General features: G+C 70.3%; 10 protein-coding genes. 7 read left to right on the plus strand and 3 right to left on the minus strand.

From position 1 onward, the window contains the following. Positions 1 to 17: 17 nt before the first annotated feature. The 3 genes from PV396_RS21760 to PV396_RS21770 are packed head-to-tail and all read left to right on the plus strand — an operon-like array spanning position 18 to position 4,895. Positions 18 to 2,234: a hypothetical protein gene (locus tag PV396_RS21760; RefSeq protein ID WP_319206942.1), complete on the plus strand. Its 2,217-nt coding sequence runs from the start codon at positions 18 to 20 to the stop codon at positions 2,232 to 2,234. 1 nt (position 2,235) lies between these two features. Then, positions 2,236 to 4,575 (plus strand): toll/interleukin-1 receptor domain-containing protein, encoded by a 2,340-nt coding sequence (locus tag PV396_RS21765; protein ID WP_319206944.1) that lies wholly within the window; start codon positions 2,236 to 2,238, stop codon positions 4,573 to 4,575. A 2-nt stretch (positions 4,576 to 4,577) separates the two neighbouring features. Beyond that, entirely contained in the window at positions 4,578 to 4,895 is a 318-nt protein-coding gene (locus tag PV396_RS21770; RefSeq protein WP_319206946.1) for an NIPSNAP family protein, read from the plus strand. Between the two features lie 50 nt (positions 4,896 to 4,945). On the opposite strand, the gene PV396_RS21775 is transcribed toward PV396_RS21770, so the two are convergent. Beyond that, on the minus strand, positions 4,946 to 7,588 hold the full coding sequence (locus PV396_RS21775; RefSeq protein WP_319206948.1) for a hypothetical protein: 2,643 nt from the start codon (positions 7,586 to 7,588) through the stop codon (positions 4,946 to 4,948). A 246-nt stretch (positions 7,589 to 7,834) separates the two neighbouring features. Between PV396_RS21775 and PV396_RS21780 the strand changes: the two genes are divergently transcribed. The 4 genes from PV396_RS21780 (at position 7,835) to PV396_RS21795 (ending at position 12,269) form a co-directional block, all read left to right on the plus strand. Further along, a complete protein-coding gene (locus PV396_RS21780; protein ID WP_319206950.1) occupies positions 7,835 to 8,776 on the plus strand; it encodes a hypothetical protein in 942 nt (313 codons plus the stop codon). 104 nt (positions 8,777 to 8,880) lie between these two features. Then, positions 8,881 to 10,419 carry a class I adenylate-forming enzyme family protein gene (locus PV396_RS21785; protein WP_319206952.1) on the plus strand — a complete coding sequence of 513 codons (1,539 nt, stop codon included), beginning with the start codon at positions 8,881 to 8,883 and terminating at the stop codon, positions 10,417 to 10,419. A gap of 93 nt (positions 10,420 to 10,512) precedes the next feature. Beyond that, entirely contained in the window at positions 10,513 to 11,619 is a 1,107-nt protein-coding gene (locus tag PV396_RS21790; protein ID WP_319206954.1) for a GAF domain-containing sensor histidine kinase, read from the plus strand. Then, on the plus strand, positions 11,613 to 12,269 hold the full coding sequence (locus PV396_RS21795; protein ID WP_319206956.1) for a response regulator transcription factor: 657 nt from the start codon (positions 11,613 to 11,615) through the stop codon (positions 12,267 to 12,269). Before PV396_RS21790 ends, PV396_RS21795 begins: the two co-directional genes overlap by 7 nt. 287 nt (positions 12,270 to 12,556) lie before the next feature. Here the strand turns inward: PV396_RS21795 and PV396_RS21800 are convergent, their stop codons facing one another. Both PV396_RS21800 and PV396_RS21805 read right to left on the minus strand, forming a co-directional pair. Further along, complete coding sequence (locus PV396_RS21800; protein WP_319206958.1) at positions 12,557 to 13,576, minus strand: hypothetical protein; 1,020 nt, start codon at positions 13,574 to 13,576, stop codon at positions 12,557 to 12,559. A gap of 138 nt (positions 13,577 to 13,714) precedes the next feature. After that, positions 13,715 to 15,190, minus strand: coding sequence for a beta-1,6-galactanase (locus tag PV396_RS21805; RefSeq protein ID WP_319206960.1), 1,476 nt, complete (start codon positions 15,188 to 15,190; stop codon positions 13,715 to 13,717). Positions 15,191 to 15,331: the final 141 nt, after the last annotated feature.

A 15,331-nucleotide genomic window follows, 5' to 3' on the forward strand; every position in this document is an offset into this window, starting at 1 on the left:
TCTAATGACGCATGGCCGTGAACAGACCAGTTCCCGACATCGCTGTGGTGGCCGTGGCCGAGGATGCTGCCATCGATCAGGCCTTACGCGATTTCCTCAGGGCCGCGGGGTTGCCCCTGGCCGACGACGGGCCCGCCGACGTGGTGGTCGTCCTCATCTCAGCGGCATCGGTGGATGATCCCGAGTGGCGGCAGCGGGTCGAGAAGCACCGGGGGGTGCGGCTCATCCCGGTCCGTGTCGATGGGGTAAGCAGTAGCCGGGCGCCCGAACATCTGCGCCCCATCAACTGGGTGACGTTGAACCCCGCCTCGCCCGTCACCGCCTTCGGTACCGTCCTCGCCGCCTCCCTCAGCGACCCCGAGCACGTACGTGAACTGCGGAACCTGCGCGCTCAGACCGAGGCCTGGGTCTGGGGAGACCGACGCCCGGACCGCCTCATCGCGGATCACCGACAGGCGGCCGAGGCCCACGAACTGATGGCCGTGCTGCGTGAGGACGGCTATCTCGACACCACAGGAGTCGTCGGCGAGTTCGTCGAGGTGTCATACCGGCACACCAGGAAGGCGAGAAACCGGAAACGGCGGCGGCGCGTCTTCGGTCTCGTGTTCGGCGCCGTCATGGCGCTCATCGTGGCCGTCACGCTGCCGCGCATCCTGAAGGTCAGAGGAACGGACTTCAACGCCCTTGTGTCCTTCGGGGATCCCGCGAGCGCACGCGTCCTGCCCGAGTGGATGTCGTTGCAGTCCGCCTCGTTGTTGCTGCGGGGCAACGCCCACCAGAAGGCGCTGGCCCGTCAGACGCTGACTTCGCTGCTGTCCGTGCAGTGGTCGCTCGGCGGCCCTGCCCTGGGGCTCGGTGATCGCTCCGAGACCCTCGACGGACTGGCGGTGCTGCCCAACGGGCGTCAGGCGGCCCTGCTCGTACGCAATGTGTCGGACGGCGTCGCAGGCCTCGGTCTGTACGACATCCGCGAGGGAGAGGTTCGCTGGCAGGTACGCCTAGGGCCGGGGTACGCGGACATAGCCGCCGGAGCCGATGGCCGTACGGTCGTGGCGGTGGGGAACAAGGGCAGTGCCGTCGTCGATCTGGATTCCCGGAAGGTGCGACGCCTCGCCCACGTGGAAGACGGATACGCGACCGTTCGCCTCACCCGGCAAGGCGACGTGGTCGTGGGACGCGCCCACCAGCTCGTCGTCGGCTCAGTCGCGGACGGGCGGTTTCGCACGGTCGGCGCCCGATACGACAGCCTGCTGGACGTACAGGCGACCACAGACGGCGGCGCCCGGGCTCTGGTGACCGTGGCGCCTGGGCGGTATCGACTGCTGAACGCGCTCACCGGGGCCGTCCTGGCAAGCGCAGATGTCAACAAACCGCTCATCGCGGCCGGTGCTGTCGCACCCGACCAGACGTACGCGGTGTTCACCGGAGCCGACCGCCAGTTGTGGCGGCTCAGCAGTGGCGGCCACCCGGCTCCTACCAGTATCGCCGTGCCCGAACGGACCGAGACAGTCGGCCTGTTGAGTGGTGGACGGGTGATTGTCGGTGGACAGGACCGGCCGGCTCTTGTCATTCGCCTGGCTGACGGCGGTGAACTCGGGGTGGTGTGCCGAGATGTGCCCCAGCTGGAACATCTGTACATGTCCCCCTACGGGGATCTGCTCGGCTGCTGGGGGCCGTACAACGCCACTCTTTGGCAGGCGCCGGCCGGACCGCGACGCGAACTCGCCGCTGACGGCGACCTGCGTACCGGAACCAGCTCGGTCGGCAGAGCGATCGAGGTGCGCGGTGACGGTGGCCGTGTCCTGGTCGAGCCGAGCGGAGGGACGGGCTTCGCGATGCGGCTGTTCACCGATGATGTGGTGGACGCGTTGGCCCTGTCGCCCGACGGCTCTCAGTTGGTGGCAGCGACAGGGCGTGGAGACGTGGCCGTGGTGTCCCTGCAAATGTCGGACGGTTACGCGCGCGTGGTGGCACGCTGGCGGGTTCCGGCCGCTGTTCCCGCTGTGGCCGTCGGTTGGTCGGACGCCACCCCACTGGTGAAGGCGCGGGACGGCAACATCTGGCAGGCGCCCTCCTGCCCCGGCTGCACCACCGACGAGGGGTTGATCGCTCGTCTCAAGGCACGTCTGTCCGGCTGTTGGACTGCCCGTCAGCTCACGAATGTGGACGACGACACCCGCCGAGTGCTCGGTGTGAGGGAATGCCGTCCGTCGCCTGAACCGGTGGAGGACTGAAGTGCTGCACCACGTCTTCATCTCCTACAGCAGACGCGACAGCGCGTGGGTGGATCCGTTGGTCCGAGGGCTCACGGAAAACGGCGTGAAGTGCTGGATCGACCGGGAAGGGATCCCCTTCTCGGTGCCATGGCGCGAGGAAGTGGAGGACGCGGTCCAGGCATGTGACCTGTTCCTCGTCTGCGACTCCGAGGACTGGCGCACCTCACCCGCATGTGCCACTGAGGCGGCCTACGCGCTGCGGTTCGGAAAGGTGCGCCTGGAAATATCCGTCGGCCAGGACTTCCGCGCCGCGGTGGAACAGACGGCCCGCGCCTGGCGCCACGCCACCCGGCGGCACGGAACGGCGACCGAACTGTCCGTCAGGGCCAGGGACTGGCACGGCGACGGTCGTACGAGGAAAGGGCTGGCGTCCTGGCGGCTGCGCCGGCGGTTCGAGGTGCTGCACAAAGATCGCACCCTGTCACAGATCGAGTTGGCCTATCTCACCGCCAGTCGGCGCCGTAACCGGCGCCAGGCAGCGGTGTCCGTGGCCCTCACGCTGCTTCTGTTGGTGGCGTACCTGTCCGGCAGGGTCGCACCTGGTGTCGAGAAAGAGGTCAACAAGCGGCTCGCGGAGCAGGCCACGCGATACTTCAGCACCCTCGCCGCGCTGACTGTGATCAAAGACGATCCCTACGAGGGACTTCAACTCGCCGCCGGCCTCGGGGACAACGAATCCTTCGCGGACGCTGAGGTCCTTGAAGGGGCGCTGGAGGTGGACCTGCCCGACGACGCCTTCACCCTCCCCGGCGAGGGCCGGCGATTCACCGACCCGACAGTAGGCGCCCAGGTACGTGTCACCGCAGGGGACGGCACGATCTGGGGCAGGGGAGCAAGCGACCGTACACGACGGTCGGCGGCTCGGTCGCCCGGCAACGCGGCTGATCCGGCGGCCGGTGCCGGCACCGCCCCTGAGGTGAGTCTGCGCTGGCAGGCCGGCAGAGCAACGATGCGGGTGCTGCGCCAGGGCAAGCCGTGGCGCGCTGTCGTCCTCGAGTCCGCTGTTCGGGCGGCTCAGCTGTCACCGGACGAGAGGTGGGCTGCAGTCGCCACGGATGCCGGAGTCGCCCTCGTCGATCTCGTCCGCGGCACGGTTCGGGACGTCCTGCGTGGGGCGCCCGGGCCGGTGACGAGTCTGGCGTGGACGGCACGGGGCGACCGGGTCTGGGCATTGACCGGCCGGTCCGTCGTCTCCTGGGACGTCGCCGACGGAGACGTGGTTCTCGACCAGCCGGAAGAGTGGTTCCAAGACGTTTTCCCGGCAAGCGACAACGCGCACTTGTGGGTCGCGAACCGGGACGGCGAACTGCGTCTCTTGGCCCGTGCCTCGGGAGCCGTCGTTCGTTCGCTGAAGGTAGGGGGTTCGATCAGTTCCGCCGTGAGCGACCCGAGTGGGAAGGCGGCGGCCGTCGTAGGCACGGACAACTCACGGCTTTGGACCGTCGACCTCACTACGGGCACCGCACGCACCGTCGGGATTCCGTCCACATGCTCGACCGCTCGCCCCGTCTACTCGCGTGACGGACACACTCTGTACGTGCCCTGTCTGCAAGGCGACGTGCTTGTTGTGGACGCCCGCTCCCGTCGGGTGGCAGGCAAGATCGACGTGCCTGAGCGGGGTGCCACCGCTGTTGCCTTGGCGCCGTCCGGAAACCACCTCTTCCTCGCCACGGGCGGGGGCCATGTCTACACCGTCGACATCGGCTCGAAGTCAGCACCGGAATTTGTGTACCGCGTGTCGTGCGGGCCTTACATCAATGCCATCGCTACCGCGCCCGGTCCCCGGATCCTGCCGGTCGGCGAAGGAACCGGCCTGACCGGCTGCACCCAGGTTGCCCGTACCAAGGACGACGGCACCTACCGGTGGGACGCGTTCATCGATTCCCCACCCGACTCGGTCCTCGCGCTCGCAGCCGCATACGACCCGACGGCGAAGGCGTTCGCCATCGGCTACAGCGATGGGTCCGTCATCCTCCACCCCAGCGACAACATCATGCCGCGCCAGGTGCTGTCCCATATCGCCGGAGGTGTGCGCTCCATGCTCACTCTCCCGACGGCGGGGCCCGGGGAGAAAGCGGGGGATCTCTACGTGGCCACTCGGGCCGGACTGCTGATCCGCATTCCATGGTGCACGGATTGCCTGAGCAACAAGGCCATGGCACACGCGGCCGAGGAGAGGTTGCGGCAGGCCGAATCCCTCGGTCTGTACACACCTTCAGCGGCCTCACCTACGCCTTCGCGCGCACAGGAGAGCATGCCGACAGCGGGGGTGTCGACGACCGGGCGGCGCATCATGTAGGCATGATCACCGTTCATCTGACTTACGAGATCGACGCCGACAAGATCGAGGACTTCGAGGAGTACGGTCGCCGCTGGGTCGGGCTCGTCAACCGTTTCGGCGGGACGCACCACGGCTACTTCCTGCCGAGCGAGGGCGACAGCGACATCGCCTACGCCCTCTTCTCGTTTCCCAGTCTCGCCGCGTACGAGCGGTACCGCACGGACAGCGCGTCCGACCCGGAGTGCCAGGAGGCGTTCGAACTGGCTCGGCGTACGCGGTGCATCAAGCGGTACGAACGCCGCTTCCTCCGGCCGCTCGAGGGCGTTTCCCAGGGCTGACTTGCTGACAGTCCGGCGTATCACCGGATCGGCGGGCCCCGCTCCCCGCATCACGGAGTCGTGCCCCCGCAGTTGCCCCCGCATGTCACCAACTCCCCTCCGCCTCCCACGAGTTGCCTCAGCAGTCGATCCCGCAACAGAATCAACCGCTTGTCCGTCGAGTACCCCCGGTGGCCGTCGATCGGCGGGAACACCGGCTGTTCCTCGGTGCGTGGGCACAGGTCGAACGTCGTGCCCTCGCCGCGTTCGGCGTCGTCGCTCCACTGGACGTCCACGCATCCCATGTCCATCGGGCCGCCCAGGGGGTCGGTGTCCCGCCAGACGTTGATCCACGCGCCGAGGCGCTCCCTGGTGCCGCAGGGGGCGAGCCAGCGGATCGAGTCGACGCAGACGAAACCCGGGTACTGGCGTACGAAGTGCTTGCGTACCGGGCAGCCCGAGCTGAGCAGGCCGATGCGCAGCCGTTCGTCGGACTCCAGCTGCCAGACCGCGGCCAGCACGAGGACCGCCCCCATCGACTCGGCCCGGATCAGCACCAGCCGGTGGGGGTCTCGCAGGAGGAACCGCAGTCGGCGTACCAGCTCGGGCACCGCCCGCACCGTCCAGGACGGTGGGGCGAACGGGTGCACGGCGCGTGGCCAGAACGCGCCGAACGCCCAGGCCAGACCGGCGTTCTGGCGCATCTCCGGGCGGAGGGCCAACGTGCGGAACGCCAGCACCATGAGCGTGGCGAGGGCGGCGAGCAGCGGGATGCTGGCCATGCCCAGCAGGTCGTAGAGGAAGGTGCTCGCACCGTCCCGGGGGTCGTCGACCCAGTCGACGCGGTCGAACAGCACGATCAGGGTCACGACGGCGAGCGCCGTCAGCCCCGTCAGCCAGTCCAGTTCCCGCAGCAGATAGCAGTGCCGCCGCCGGGCCGCGGTGACCTCGCTCAGATGACGCCGGTCGTCCTTCTCCAGGCGGGCTTGAGGGCGATCCGGCTCCTCGGACCCCGGTGGGTCGGAGCGGGCGGGCAACGGCAGCAGTCGTACGACGACACTGATCGCCGCCCAGCACACCGCCGCGATCAGCAGCACCGGCAGCAGGATCATGCCCATGCGTTTCACGGGCTCGGTGACCACCGGCCCCTCGTGTTCGCCGGCCAGTCCGGAACTCGCCCACTGGCCCAGCGCCACGGTGTAGATCCAGCCGAGGAAGCAGGCGTGCACGGCGACGGCCACCCCCGCGTGCCCGAACAGGGCCATGTCGCGCCTGCTACCGCCCGTGGGCAGGAACACGCTGCCGAGCAGCAGCAGGAGGATCCCGATGCCCTGCGTCACCAGGAGGAGGGTCGCCTGCCCGTCGATCCCGGGCAGCCGGCCCGTCACCGTCCAGTCCCGGTCGGGCCACAGGCAGTAGAGCACCGCCGCCACGTTGACGCCGCCGCAGCAGATTCCCGCGAGGACGGGGTAACGCGTCGGCCAGAGCGGCAGTACGGCCACCTCGTCGCCGTAGCTGTCGCCGTAGCTGTCGTCGGCGTCGTGGCCGTCGCCTCGGCCGGTTTCGTCGTCGGCGGGGCGGGTGAACTTCTTTCCCTCCAGGTACGGGACCCGTGCCACCCACGCGGCCCGCCATGACGCTTCGGGCAGCCTGATCCCGAACCTGCGGTGCAGCACCGGCACGGACATGACGACGACCAGGGACATCGCGGAGATCACGCAGAACAGCACGATCCCCAGGACTTTCGCGAGGCTGCCCCGCGGACTCTCGTGCAGGGGAGTCCAGGTGAGGAGCGCCGCCGTGGTGAGCAGCCCCGCCCACACATGCTGGGCCGCTATCCCGGGGTCCCTGCGGTTGTGCTCCCAGAAGCCACGCAGTTCCAGCGGATGTCCGTCCTCGCCTTCGGCGGACCGTCTGCGCCGCGCGTTCTCCGTCTCGCGCGCGCTCACGGTCTCCAGCACCGGCAGGTATTCCTGCTTGGTGTCCCGGGCCACCAGGAGCAGTACGAACACCACGACGGCGGGTACGAGAGCCGCCACCGCCAGCGCCGCCTGCGAGCCGCCCGGCAGGCCCCGTACCGCCGCCACCGCCTGCTCGCCGCACATCGCGGTCGCCGCTTCCGGGGAGCACTGCCAGGCGAACTGGTCCATGGCCACCTGGCCGAAGGTGCCGACCACCAGCACGGTGAGCGTCAGCGCGAGGAGCCGCGCCCCGAACTCGTACAGCGCGCCCGCCGCTTTGGTCAGCCGCCCGTCCGCGCCCGACGGCCAGCGCGGCTGCATCCAGGCCACCCGGTTGACCAGCAGGAAGGGCAGCAGGAACAACCAGAGTGCCCGAGAGGCGCCGCCGATGGTGAGCCTCGTCCAGTCGTAGACCTCGCGGACGAGCGGTTGCCCCGGTGTGCCCGGTACGACCCCGGTGTCGGGCTGTCCGGCCCGGTACAGCCCGGCCTTGTTGTCGCCCGAGATCCGGTCGACCCCCCTGGGCCACAACAGCGCGTCCCGGTCCACCGGGCCCAGCCCCGGCACCAGCAACTCGACGACCTCGACGACCTCGACGGCGCCGGCCTCCGGCTCGCCCGCCCCGGCCGCCGTCCCGTCTCCCGCCGCCCCGTCTCCCGCCGTCCCGTCCGTCGCCGTCCCGTCCGTCGCCGTCCCGTCGGTCTTCGTCCCGTCCGTCTTCGTCCTGATCCCGGCCTTCGCGACGTCCCCCATCGCGGGACCCCCGTCCCCCGTCGTGCCTCACGTGTGCCTGTGGACACGGTGACAGGGCCAGGGATGTCACGCAATGGCGTCGAAGTACGAGAAAAACTCACCCTCCGTACAGAGTTGACCAGTTGGGCGGGCAGCCGAAGCGGCCGTCGGCGCCCGCCCCCGCCACCGGCGTGATTTCTTACGCAAGGGCCTTACCGGCCACGGCTACCATCCGCGTCCTCAATGTGATGGCGATGGGGGACCCTGATGGGCATATTCCGACGCGGAGACCGTCGTGACGGGACGGATGTGCCGCGCGACGCCGAGTTCACCTTCCTTTCCGAGGCGGAGGGCGCCCGGCTGCGCGCCCTCGTCCGTGAGGCGTTCGCGCAGCGAGGTATCGAGGTGACGGTCGAACCGGGGCGCGTGATCACGCACCTGGGCTGGCGGCTCGGCCTCGACAACATCGCGGCCGTGTGCCACAACGACAGCCGTGGCCCCCGGCGTTGGCAGGCGCTCGTGGACGAACACGTCGACCGTGTCGTCCGTTCGCTGAACGGGCCGCAGGCGCTCAAGGCCCTGCCCCGCGAACAGCTCCTGACCCGGCTCCACCCCCGTTTCATCTCCAGCGATCCCAAGAGGCTGAAGGCCTTCGGGTACGGTCCCCCCTCGGTCCCGGGGCTGCTGGAGGTGCTGGCGCTCGACCTCCCGCAGACCGTCGACATGCTGACCGGGGACGCCCTCTCCGAGCTCGGTGAGATGACGGCCCTCCGCGACCGGGCGTTCCAGAACCTCCGGGCCGTCCGCGTCGACAAGCACGAGGTGCTCCGGGACAAGGACGGCACCCGCGTCGACGTGCTGACGGGCGGCTCGTACTTCGTCGCCAGCCTCGCCCTCGTCCTCGACGAGGTCGTACGCCGCTACGACAAGGACGCCTCGGCGGCGCCGCACGGAGTCCTGGTCGCGCTGCCGCACCGGCACCAACTCGCCTTCCACGTCGTCCGCGACGCGGGAGTGGCCCCCTCGCTGCAGGCCCTGGCCGGCTTCGCCGCCAGGGGGTACGAGGAGTCGCCGGGCGCGCTGAGCCCCTCGGTGTTCTGGTGGCACGAGGGGAGGTTCACCCACGTCGCCAGGCAGGACGGTGCGCGGCTGAACGTCGAACTCGACCAGGAGGCAATGGAGCTGACCGCCCGATTCATGGGCGCCTAGCAGGCACCCGCATAGTTGTCTCGCGGAGCCCGTCTCACCCATTCGGGTGTGCCTGACCGGCTGGATCTGCGGTCTCCTCGGTCCAGAAGACGAGGAGGTGCGCGGTGGACGATGTGGTCTCGCCCGGAGGCATCCTGCGCCATGCGGCGGCGCGCTACAACGACAAGGTCGCGCTGGTGACGGCGGCCCGCACGATGACGTACGGCGAACTCGACACGGAGAGCGACCGGGTCGCCGCCGCGCTGAACGCGCGCGGTGTGCGGCCGGGGCAGCCCGTGTCCCTGTACGCGCAGAACCGGTGGGAGTGGGTCGTGGCCTACCACGGCGCGCTCAGGGCGGGGGCGGTGGTGAACCCGGTGAACGTCATGCTCACCCCGGAGGAGCTGGCGTTCGTACTGCGTGACTGCGACGCGGCCGCGGTGTTCACCAGCTCCGCGCAGGCGGCCGAAGTACTGGCGCTGACCCGGGACCTGCCGCAGCCCGACGGCCCGGGCATCACGGTCGTGGCGTTCGACGAGTCGCCCGAGGGAGCGGTCGGTTTCGCCGAGCTGCTCGCCGACGACGGGCCGGTCCCCGCCTTCGCCCCGGACCCGGCCGCCCCCTGCACGATCGGCTACACCTCCGGCACCACCGGGCACCCCAAGGGCGCCGTGCAGAGCCACCGGGCCGTGCTGCTCAACTGCGCCCTGACCGCGACGATGCACGGCCGTACGTCCGCCGATGTCGTGGTGACCGCGCTGCCCGCCCCGCACGTCTACGGCAACGTGGCGATCAACGGGACATTCCTGGCCGGCGGCACCGTGGTGCTGATGGAGCGGTTCGCCGCGGCGGAGGCGCTGCGGCTCATCGGCGAGCACTCCGCGACGATGTTCGAGGGCGTGCCCGCGATGTACGCGATGATGCTCGCCGACCCGGCGCTGGCGACGGCCGACCTGTCCTCACTGACCCGGTGCACCGTCGGCGGCCAGACCATCCCGCTGTCGACGATCGAGCGGTGGCAGTCCCGCTCGGGCGCCCCGCTGATCGAGCTGTGGGGGATGACGGAGATCGCGGGACTGGGCACCACCCACGCCCTCCACGCCCCGCCCGTCCCCGGCTCGATCGGCGTGTCCCTGCCCGGCGTGGAGGTGCGCGTCGCGGACCTGGACGACGTCACGCGCGACGCTCCGCGCGGCGAACCCGGCGAGCTGATGGTGCGCGGCCCGATCGTCATGCTCGGCTACCACGGCAACCCGCGGGCCACCGCCGAGACCATCGAACCGGACGGCTGGCTGCACACCGGCGACATCGCGTCCATGACCGACACCGGCCACGTCTTCATCGTCGACCGCCGCAAGGACATGATCATCACCGGCGGTTACAACGTCTACCCGGCCGAGATCGAGCGCGTCCTGGCCGCGCACCCCGCCGTCGCCATGGTCGCCGCGGGTCCGGTGCCGGACCCGGTCAAGGGCGAGCTGGCCTGCGCGTACGTGGTCCTCGCCCCGGGAGCGCACACCACCGAGGAGGAGCTGCTCGCCTTCGCCGGGCGGTCGCTGGCCGCGTACAAGCGTCCCCGCGCGGTCCTCTTCGTCGACGACCTGCCCAAGACGTCCACCGGCAAGATCATGCGCCGCGAGCTGATCAAACGGTACGAGCGGTGACAGGCGCGGCAGGCGCCGTGACAGTGGCGGCAGGGCCGTGACAGTGATGGCAGGGCCGTGACAGTGACGGCAGGTGCGGTGTTTGATGACGAGATGCCGGACCATCGCCCCCTGCTCGAGCTCAGCGAGCAGTACGCGGAACTCCTCGTCGCGCTGGATCGCGGGGAGGCTCTTCGCCGGGCCCTCGCGCTCCTCGCGGACGACGCGGAGGTGGCGTGGGCGGCCCGGCCCGGCGCGGGGGAGGCGCTGAGCATCGAGCAGGTCGTCGGCCAGCGGACCGGCATCCTCCGGGCGCTGCGGGTACCGCCCGGCACGGGCCTGACCGGCAAGGTGCACCGGTCGGGGCGGGCGGAGTGGGTCGACGACTACTTCGGCAGCGTCCGGATCACGCACACCTTCGACTCGCACATGGCCACCGAGGGCGTACGCAGGCTCCTGGCCGTGCCGCTGCTCCGGGACGGCGAGTCGCTGGGCGTGCTGGCCGTCGGGCCCCGCCGCGACGGGGCCTTCGGTGACCGCGAGATCGAACGCGCCTCACAGGTCGCCACGCAGGCCGCCCTCGCCCTGTCGCTCGCCGAGCGGGCCCGGCTGACCCGGGAGATCGCCGTCCACGAGGAACGGCGGCGCCTGGCGGCCGAACTCCACGACAGCGTGGGCGCGTTGCTGTTCGCCATCGGCTCCGGGATGGCCAATCTCGCCGATGCGGCGAGCACCGACCCCGAACTGAGCGCGCGGCTGGACCGGCTGCAGGGCCAGGCCGCCGACGCCACCAGCGCACTGCGCGAGTCCCTGCGCATGCTGCACTCGTCCCCCGCCGCACTGGCCCTCGGAGTCGCCCTGCGCGCGGACTGCGCGGCCTTCTCCGACCGGGCCGGCGTCCCGGCCGAACTGATCATCCTGGACGAGGAGCCCGCCGAGCTGCCCGCGTCCCGGACGGAGGTGCTGCTGGCAGCGGTACGGGAGGCCCTGCTGAACGTCGAGAAACACGCGCGCGCGAGTGCCGTGACCGTGTCGGTCGGCCGCAGTGGCCCACTGCTGACGGTCGCCGTGCACGACGACGGCGTAGGGCTGGGTCCCGATCACGAGCCGGGCCTCGGCCTCACCAAGAGCGCCGAGGCCCTCGGCCGGCTGGGCGGCACCGTCCGCGTCGTCTCCGACCCCGACGGCGGCACGATCTGGCGGGCGCGACTGCCATGCTGACGACCCCGCCGACCCCGCCGACCCCGCCGACCCACCCGACCCGTCCCACGCGGATCGTCGTGGTGGACGATCACCCGGTCGTCCGCTACGGCGTCGCGGCACAGCTGAACGGCTACCCGGACCTGCTCGTCGTCGGTCACGCCGAGACCGGCGCGGACGCCGTCCGGCTGTGTACGGCGGAACAGCCCGACATCGTCCTGCTCGACCTACGGCTCCCCGACCGCCCCGCCGCCGACGTCGTCGCCGGGGTCCACCGGGTCAGCCCCGACAGCCGCGTCCTGCTCTTCACGGCGTTCCCCGAACACGCCGCCGTCGCACCGGCGTTGGCTGCGGGAGCCTGCGGGCTGCTGGTCAAGGACGCCGGCGGTACGGCGGTGCGGGACGCGATCCGCAGCGTCGTCCGTACGGGTACGTTCCGCACCGGCACCTTCCGCAGCGGGCGGTCCGCCCCCTCCGCGGCCCCGGTCACCGCCCGCGAGTACGACGTGCTCCGGCTTGTCGCGGCCGGGTACACCAACCCGGAGATCGGCGAGGAGCTGAACCTGTCGGTCAACACGGTGAAGACGTACCTACGGGAGATGATGCACAAGCTCGCCGCCCGCAACCGGGCCCAGCTCATCTCCAATGCCCGCACACACGGACTGCTCTGACGGCAGCACCGCTGCCCGCTTCAGTCTCCGAGGACGCCCCGCTGCGCGGTGAGCGCGACCCGGGCAAGCAGCTCCCGGAACTGGGGCGGCGGCTCTTCCTCGCGCAACTCCGCGAGCAGCCGTGATCCAGCCTCCAGCTGCCCCCGGCCTGACCGCCCCCGCCTGATCGGGCCTGATCGCCCCCGTCCGGGCAGGGGCCGACCGCCCCCACCCGATCGAGCACGACAGCCCCCAGCTGGGCGGAACCTGGCGGCCCCTCGCTGGTAGGGGCCCGCCAGCCCACCCCCCTACACCGTCACCTGCCCATGGCACCCCTCGTAAGCCGTCCCCGACCCGCACCAGCACACCGCACCTCGCTGCGGAGGCCAGCTCACCGCCAAGCCCCGGGCCGCCAGCGTCGTCGCATACTGCGGCAGCAGCTCGGTCTCTCCCGGAGACGCGCCCTCGGACGCCGCGAACGCCTCGTAGGAGGGCACCGTCCCGGTGACGATGCCGAGGTTCGCCGTGCCGGAAGCGGCCAGTTCCCGCAGTGAGGCCTCTATCGTCGCGAGGTGCTCCTCGTGGGAGGGGTATTCCTCCGTCAGGCCCGGATACGCGGCGACCAGCTCCGCCAGTTCGTCCGTCGGCCAGTGCAGCACCGCCACCGGGAACGGGCGGGACAACGCCTCCCTGAACGCGCCCAGTTCCGCCCGGAGACGGGAGATCTCCGCCTGCAGCTCCGCCGGATTGTCCGAACCGAGGGACCACACCCGCTTGGGGTCGTGCAGCTCGTCCAGCGACACCGGCGACGAGTGCAGGGTGTCCGCGAGCCGGTCCCAGTCGTCGTGGGCCACGCCCAGCATCCGGCGGACGCGGTGGCGGCCGTAGAGGAGGGGGTGGGTCGAGTACGGGGGTTCCTGCGCGTCCCCGACCAGCAGACGGGCCCCCTCCGTGAACGTCTCCTGGGCCGCCTCCAACTCGTCGTGCGACTCCAGGGACTCCGCGACGATCACCCAGGGCGCGGGGTCGCGCGGGCCGGCCGCGCGGACGCCGTCGATGATCGCCCGGGCCTCCGCCTCGTGGCCGTACTCCCACAGGTTCGACGCCTTGAGGGCCCGTACGAGATGGGGGTTCTCCAGGGTGATCGGGGATTGCAGCAGACGGTCGTACAGGGCCGTCGCGGCGGGGCGGTCGCCGGCCAGTTCCCAGTGGGCCGAGGCCTGCACGAGCAGGTGTTCGGCGTCCTCGGGATAGAGGCCGGCGGTCCGCTCCAGGCGGGCCGCTTCGGCGATGTGGTCGACGTTTTCCGGAGGCGTGTCGGGGCGCATGGGATCACCGTACTGCCGACGACCGACAAAGCAGAGGGGCGGTCAGGAGAGTGGCCGGCGGTGTGAGGGGAGGCACCTCGACCGGTGCCTCCCCTCCTAAGCGACTCGTCAGTAACTCCGCGGCGAATCCTCAGCGGCTCAGATGGTCACACCGTCCACCTGCAGCGTCTGCACCGCACCTGCCGCGAACGGCACCGCCACCGTCTTGCCGCTCAGGAACCGGTCCGAGCGGGCCGTGTAGAGGTCGCTGCCGCCACCCGTCACCGTGGTCCAACGGGGGACCACGCCGCCCGAGCCGCCCGTCACCGTGGTGAAGTTGCCGAGGTTGAAGGTCAGGGTCTGGGCCGACGTGGACTTGTTGAGGGCCACGATCACCAGCCGCTTCGCGCTCGCGTCGTACGCCGCCACCGCGTAGTCGACGCCCGTGTCGAGGATCGTCATGCCGGGGCGGATGTGGCGGCTGAACTGGGCCATCACATAGTGCTTCGTCTGGACGGTCGTCGGCTGGAGGGTGTTCTCGTCGTAGGCGACCATCGCCCAGCCCGCCGTCGGGTCCATGACCTGCCAGTACACCCAGGCCGTGGGGTGCAGCCAGCGGAAGTCCAGGAGGAGGTTCGACGCCAGGGTCAGACCGGTCCCGTCCTTGTCACCGGTCTCCGAGTTCCACAGCTTCTTGCCGGACGTCGTCACCACGTCCGTGTAGAGGAGGTCGCGGCGGCCCCCGGAACCCTGGTAGCCGTGCACGTTGACCTGGTTGACCAGGGCCTTCGTCGACGAGTTGAACGCCGCCCAGGTCGAGCGGGCCACGTCGTAGTTCGTCTCGTCCGAGGCCGAGATCCTGATCCCCGTCAGGCCGCGCTTGTCCAGCTCGCTCCGCATGTACGGGAGCACGGCGGCCTGGACCGACGCGTCCATGTGGCAGCCCTCCTGCGTGCCGGTGGCCGTCCACCAGTTCGCCGAGGGCTCGTTGAACGGGTCCACCGTCGCGAAGTTCACGCCCCAGTTGTTCTTCGCGTAGAGGGCCACGGCGGCCAGGTGCGAGGCGTGCTGGCGGTAGTTCCAGGTCTGGAGGTTGTTGCCGCCGCCCGACGCGCCCGACGGGTTGTGGTTCGAACACATCCACCACATCGGCGAGTTGGCGAACAGTTCCGTCGTCGCGCCCCGCGCCACCGCCTTCGTCAGCGCGGCCCGCTGCTTGGCGTCCACGGACCAGTTCCAGGCCGAGGACGTCGGGTCCTCGTTGTTCCAGTCCTGCCAGTAGCCCTCGATCTGCTTGAACGCGGGGATGTTCGGCGACGCCACCATGGTCGCGCCGCCGACGCTGTTCCAACTGCACGCGCCGAGGTTGTAGCGGGCGATGTTCAGTCCCAGACCGGGCAGCGACTTCCCGCTGTACGTCACCGACTTGGTGGTGAAGAAGAGGTCGGCGAAGTCGTCCCGGGCGCCGAACACATTCGCCCACCAGGCGAGCGAGGTGCCCCAGCCCTCCCACGTCCCGTACTTGGCAGCGGGGTTGACCGTGATGGTCGCGTCGGCTCGTGCGGTGCCCGTGGCCAGGGCGCTGCCGAGGACCGTGCCACCTGCCGCAGCCAGCAGGGATCTGCGTCGGATCATGACTTCTCCGTCCGGATTACGACCTTCCGTTCATGTCACGAGGAAGCATCAGGTGTGGTGGGTGGGGTTGTCGAGAGTTCTGACAGCGCTTTCTAAAACCACTGGACGAAGTGGGCCCACCGGGACCGGTCGGGACAGATG

The organism is Streptomyces sp. ME02-8801-2C (assembly GCF_033793965.1).
In the GTDB taxonomy this organism is placed as follows: domain Bacteria; phylum Actinomycetota; class Actinomycetes; order Streptomycetales; family Streptomycetaceae; genus Streptomyces.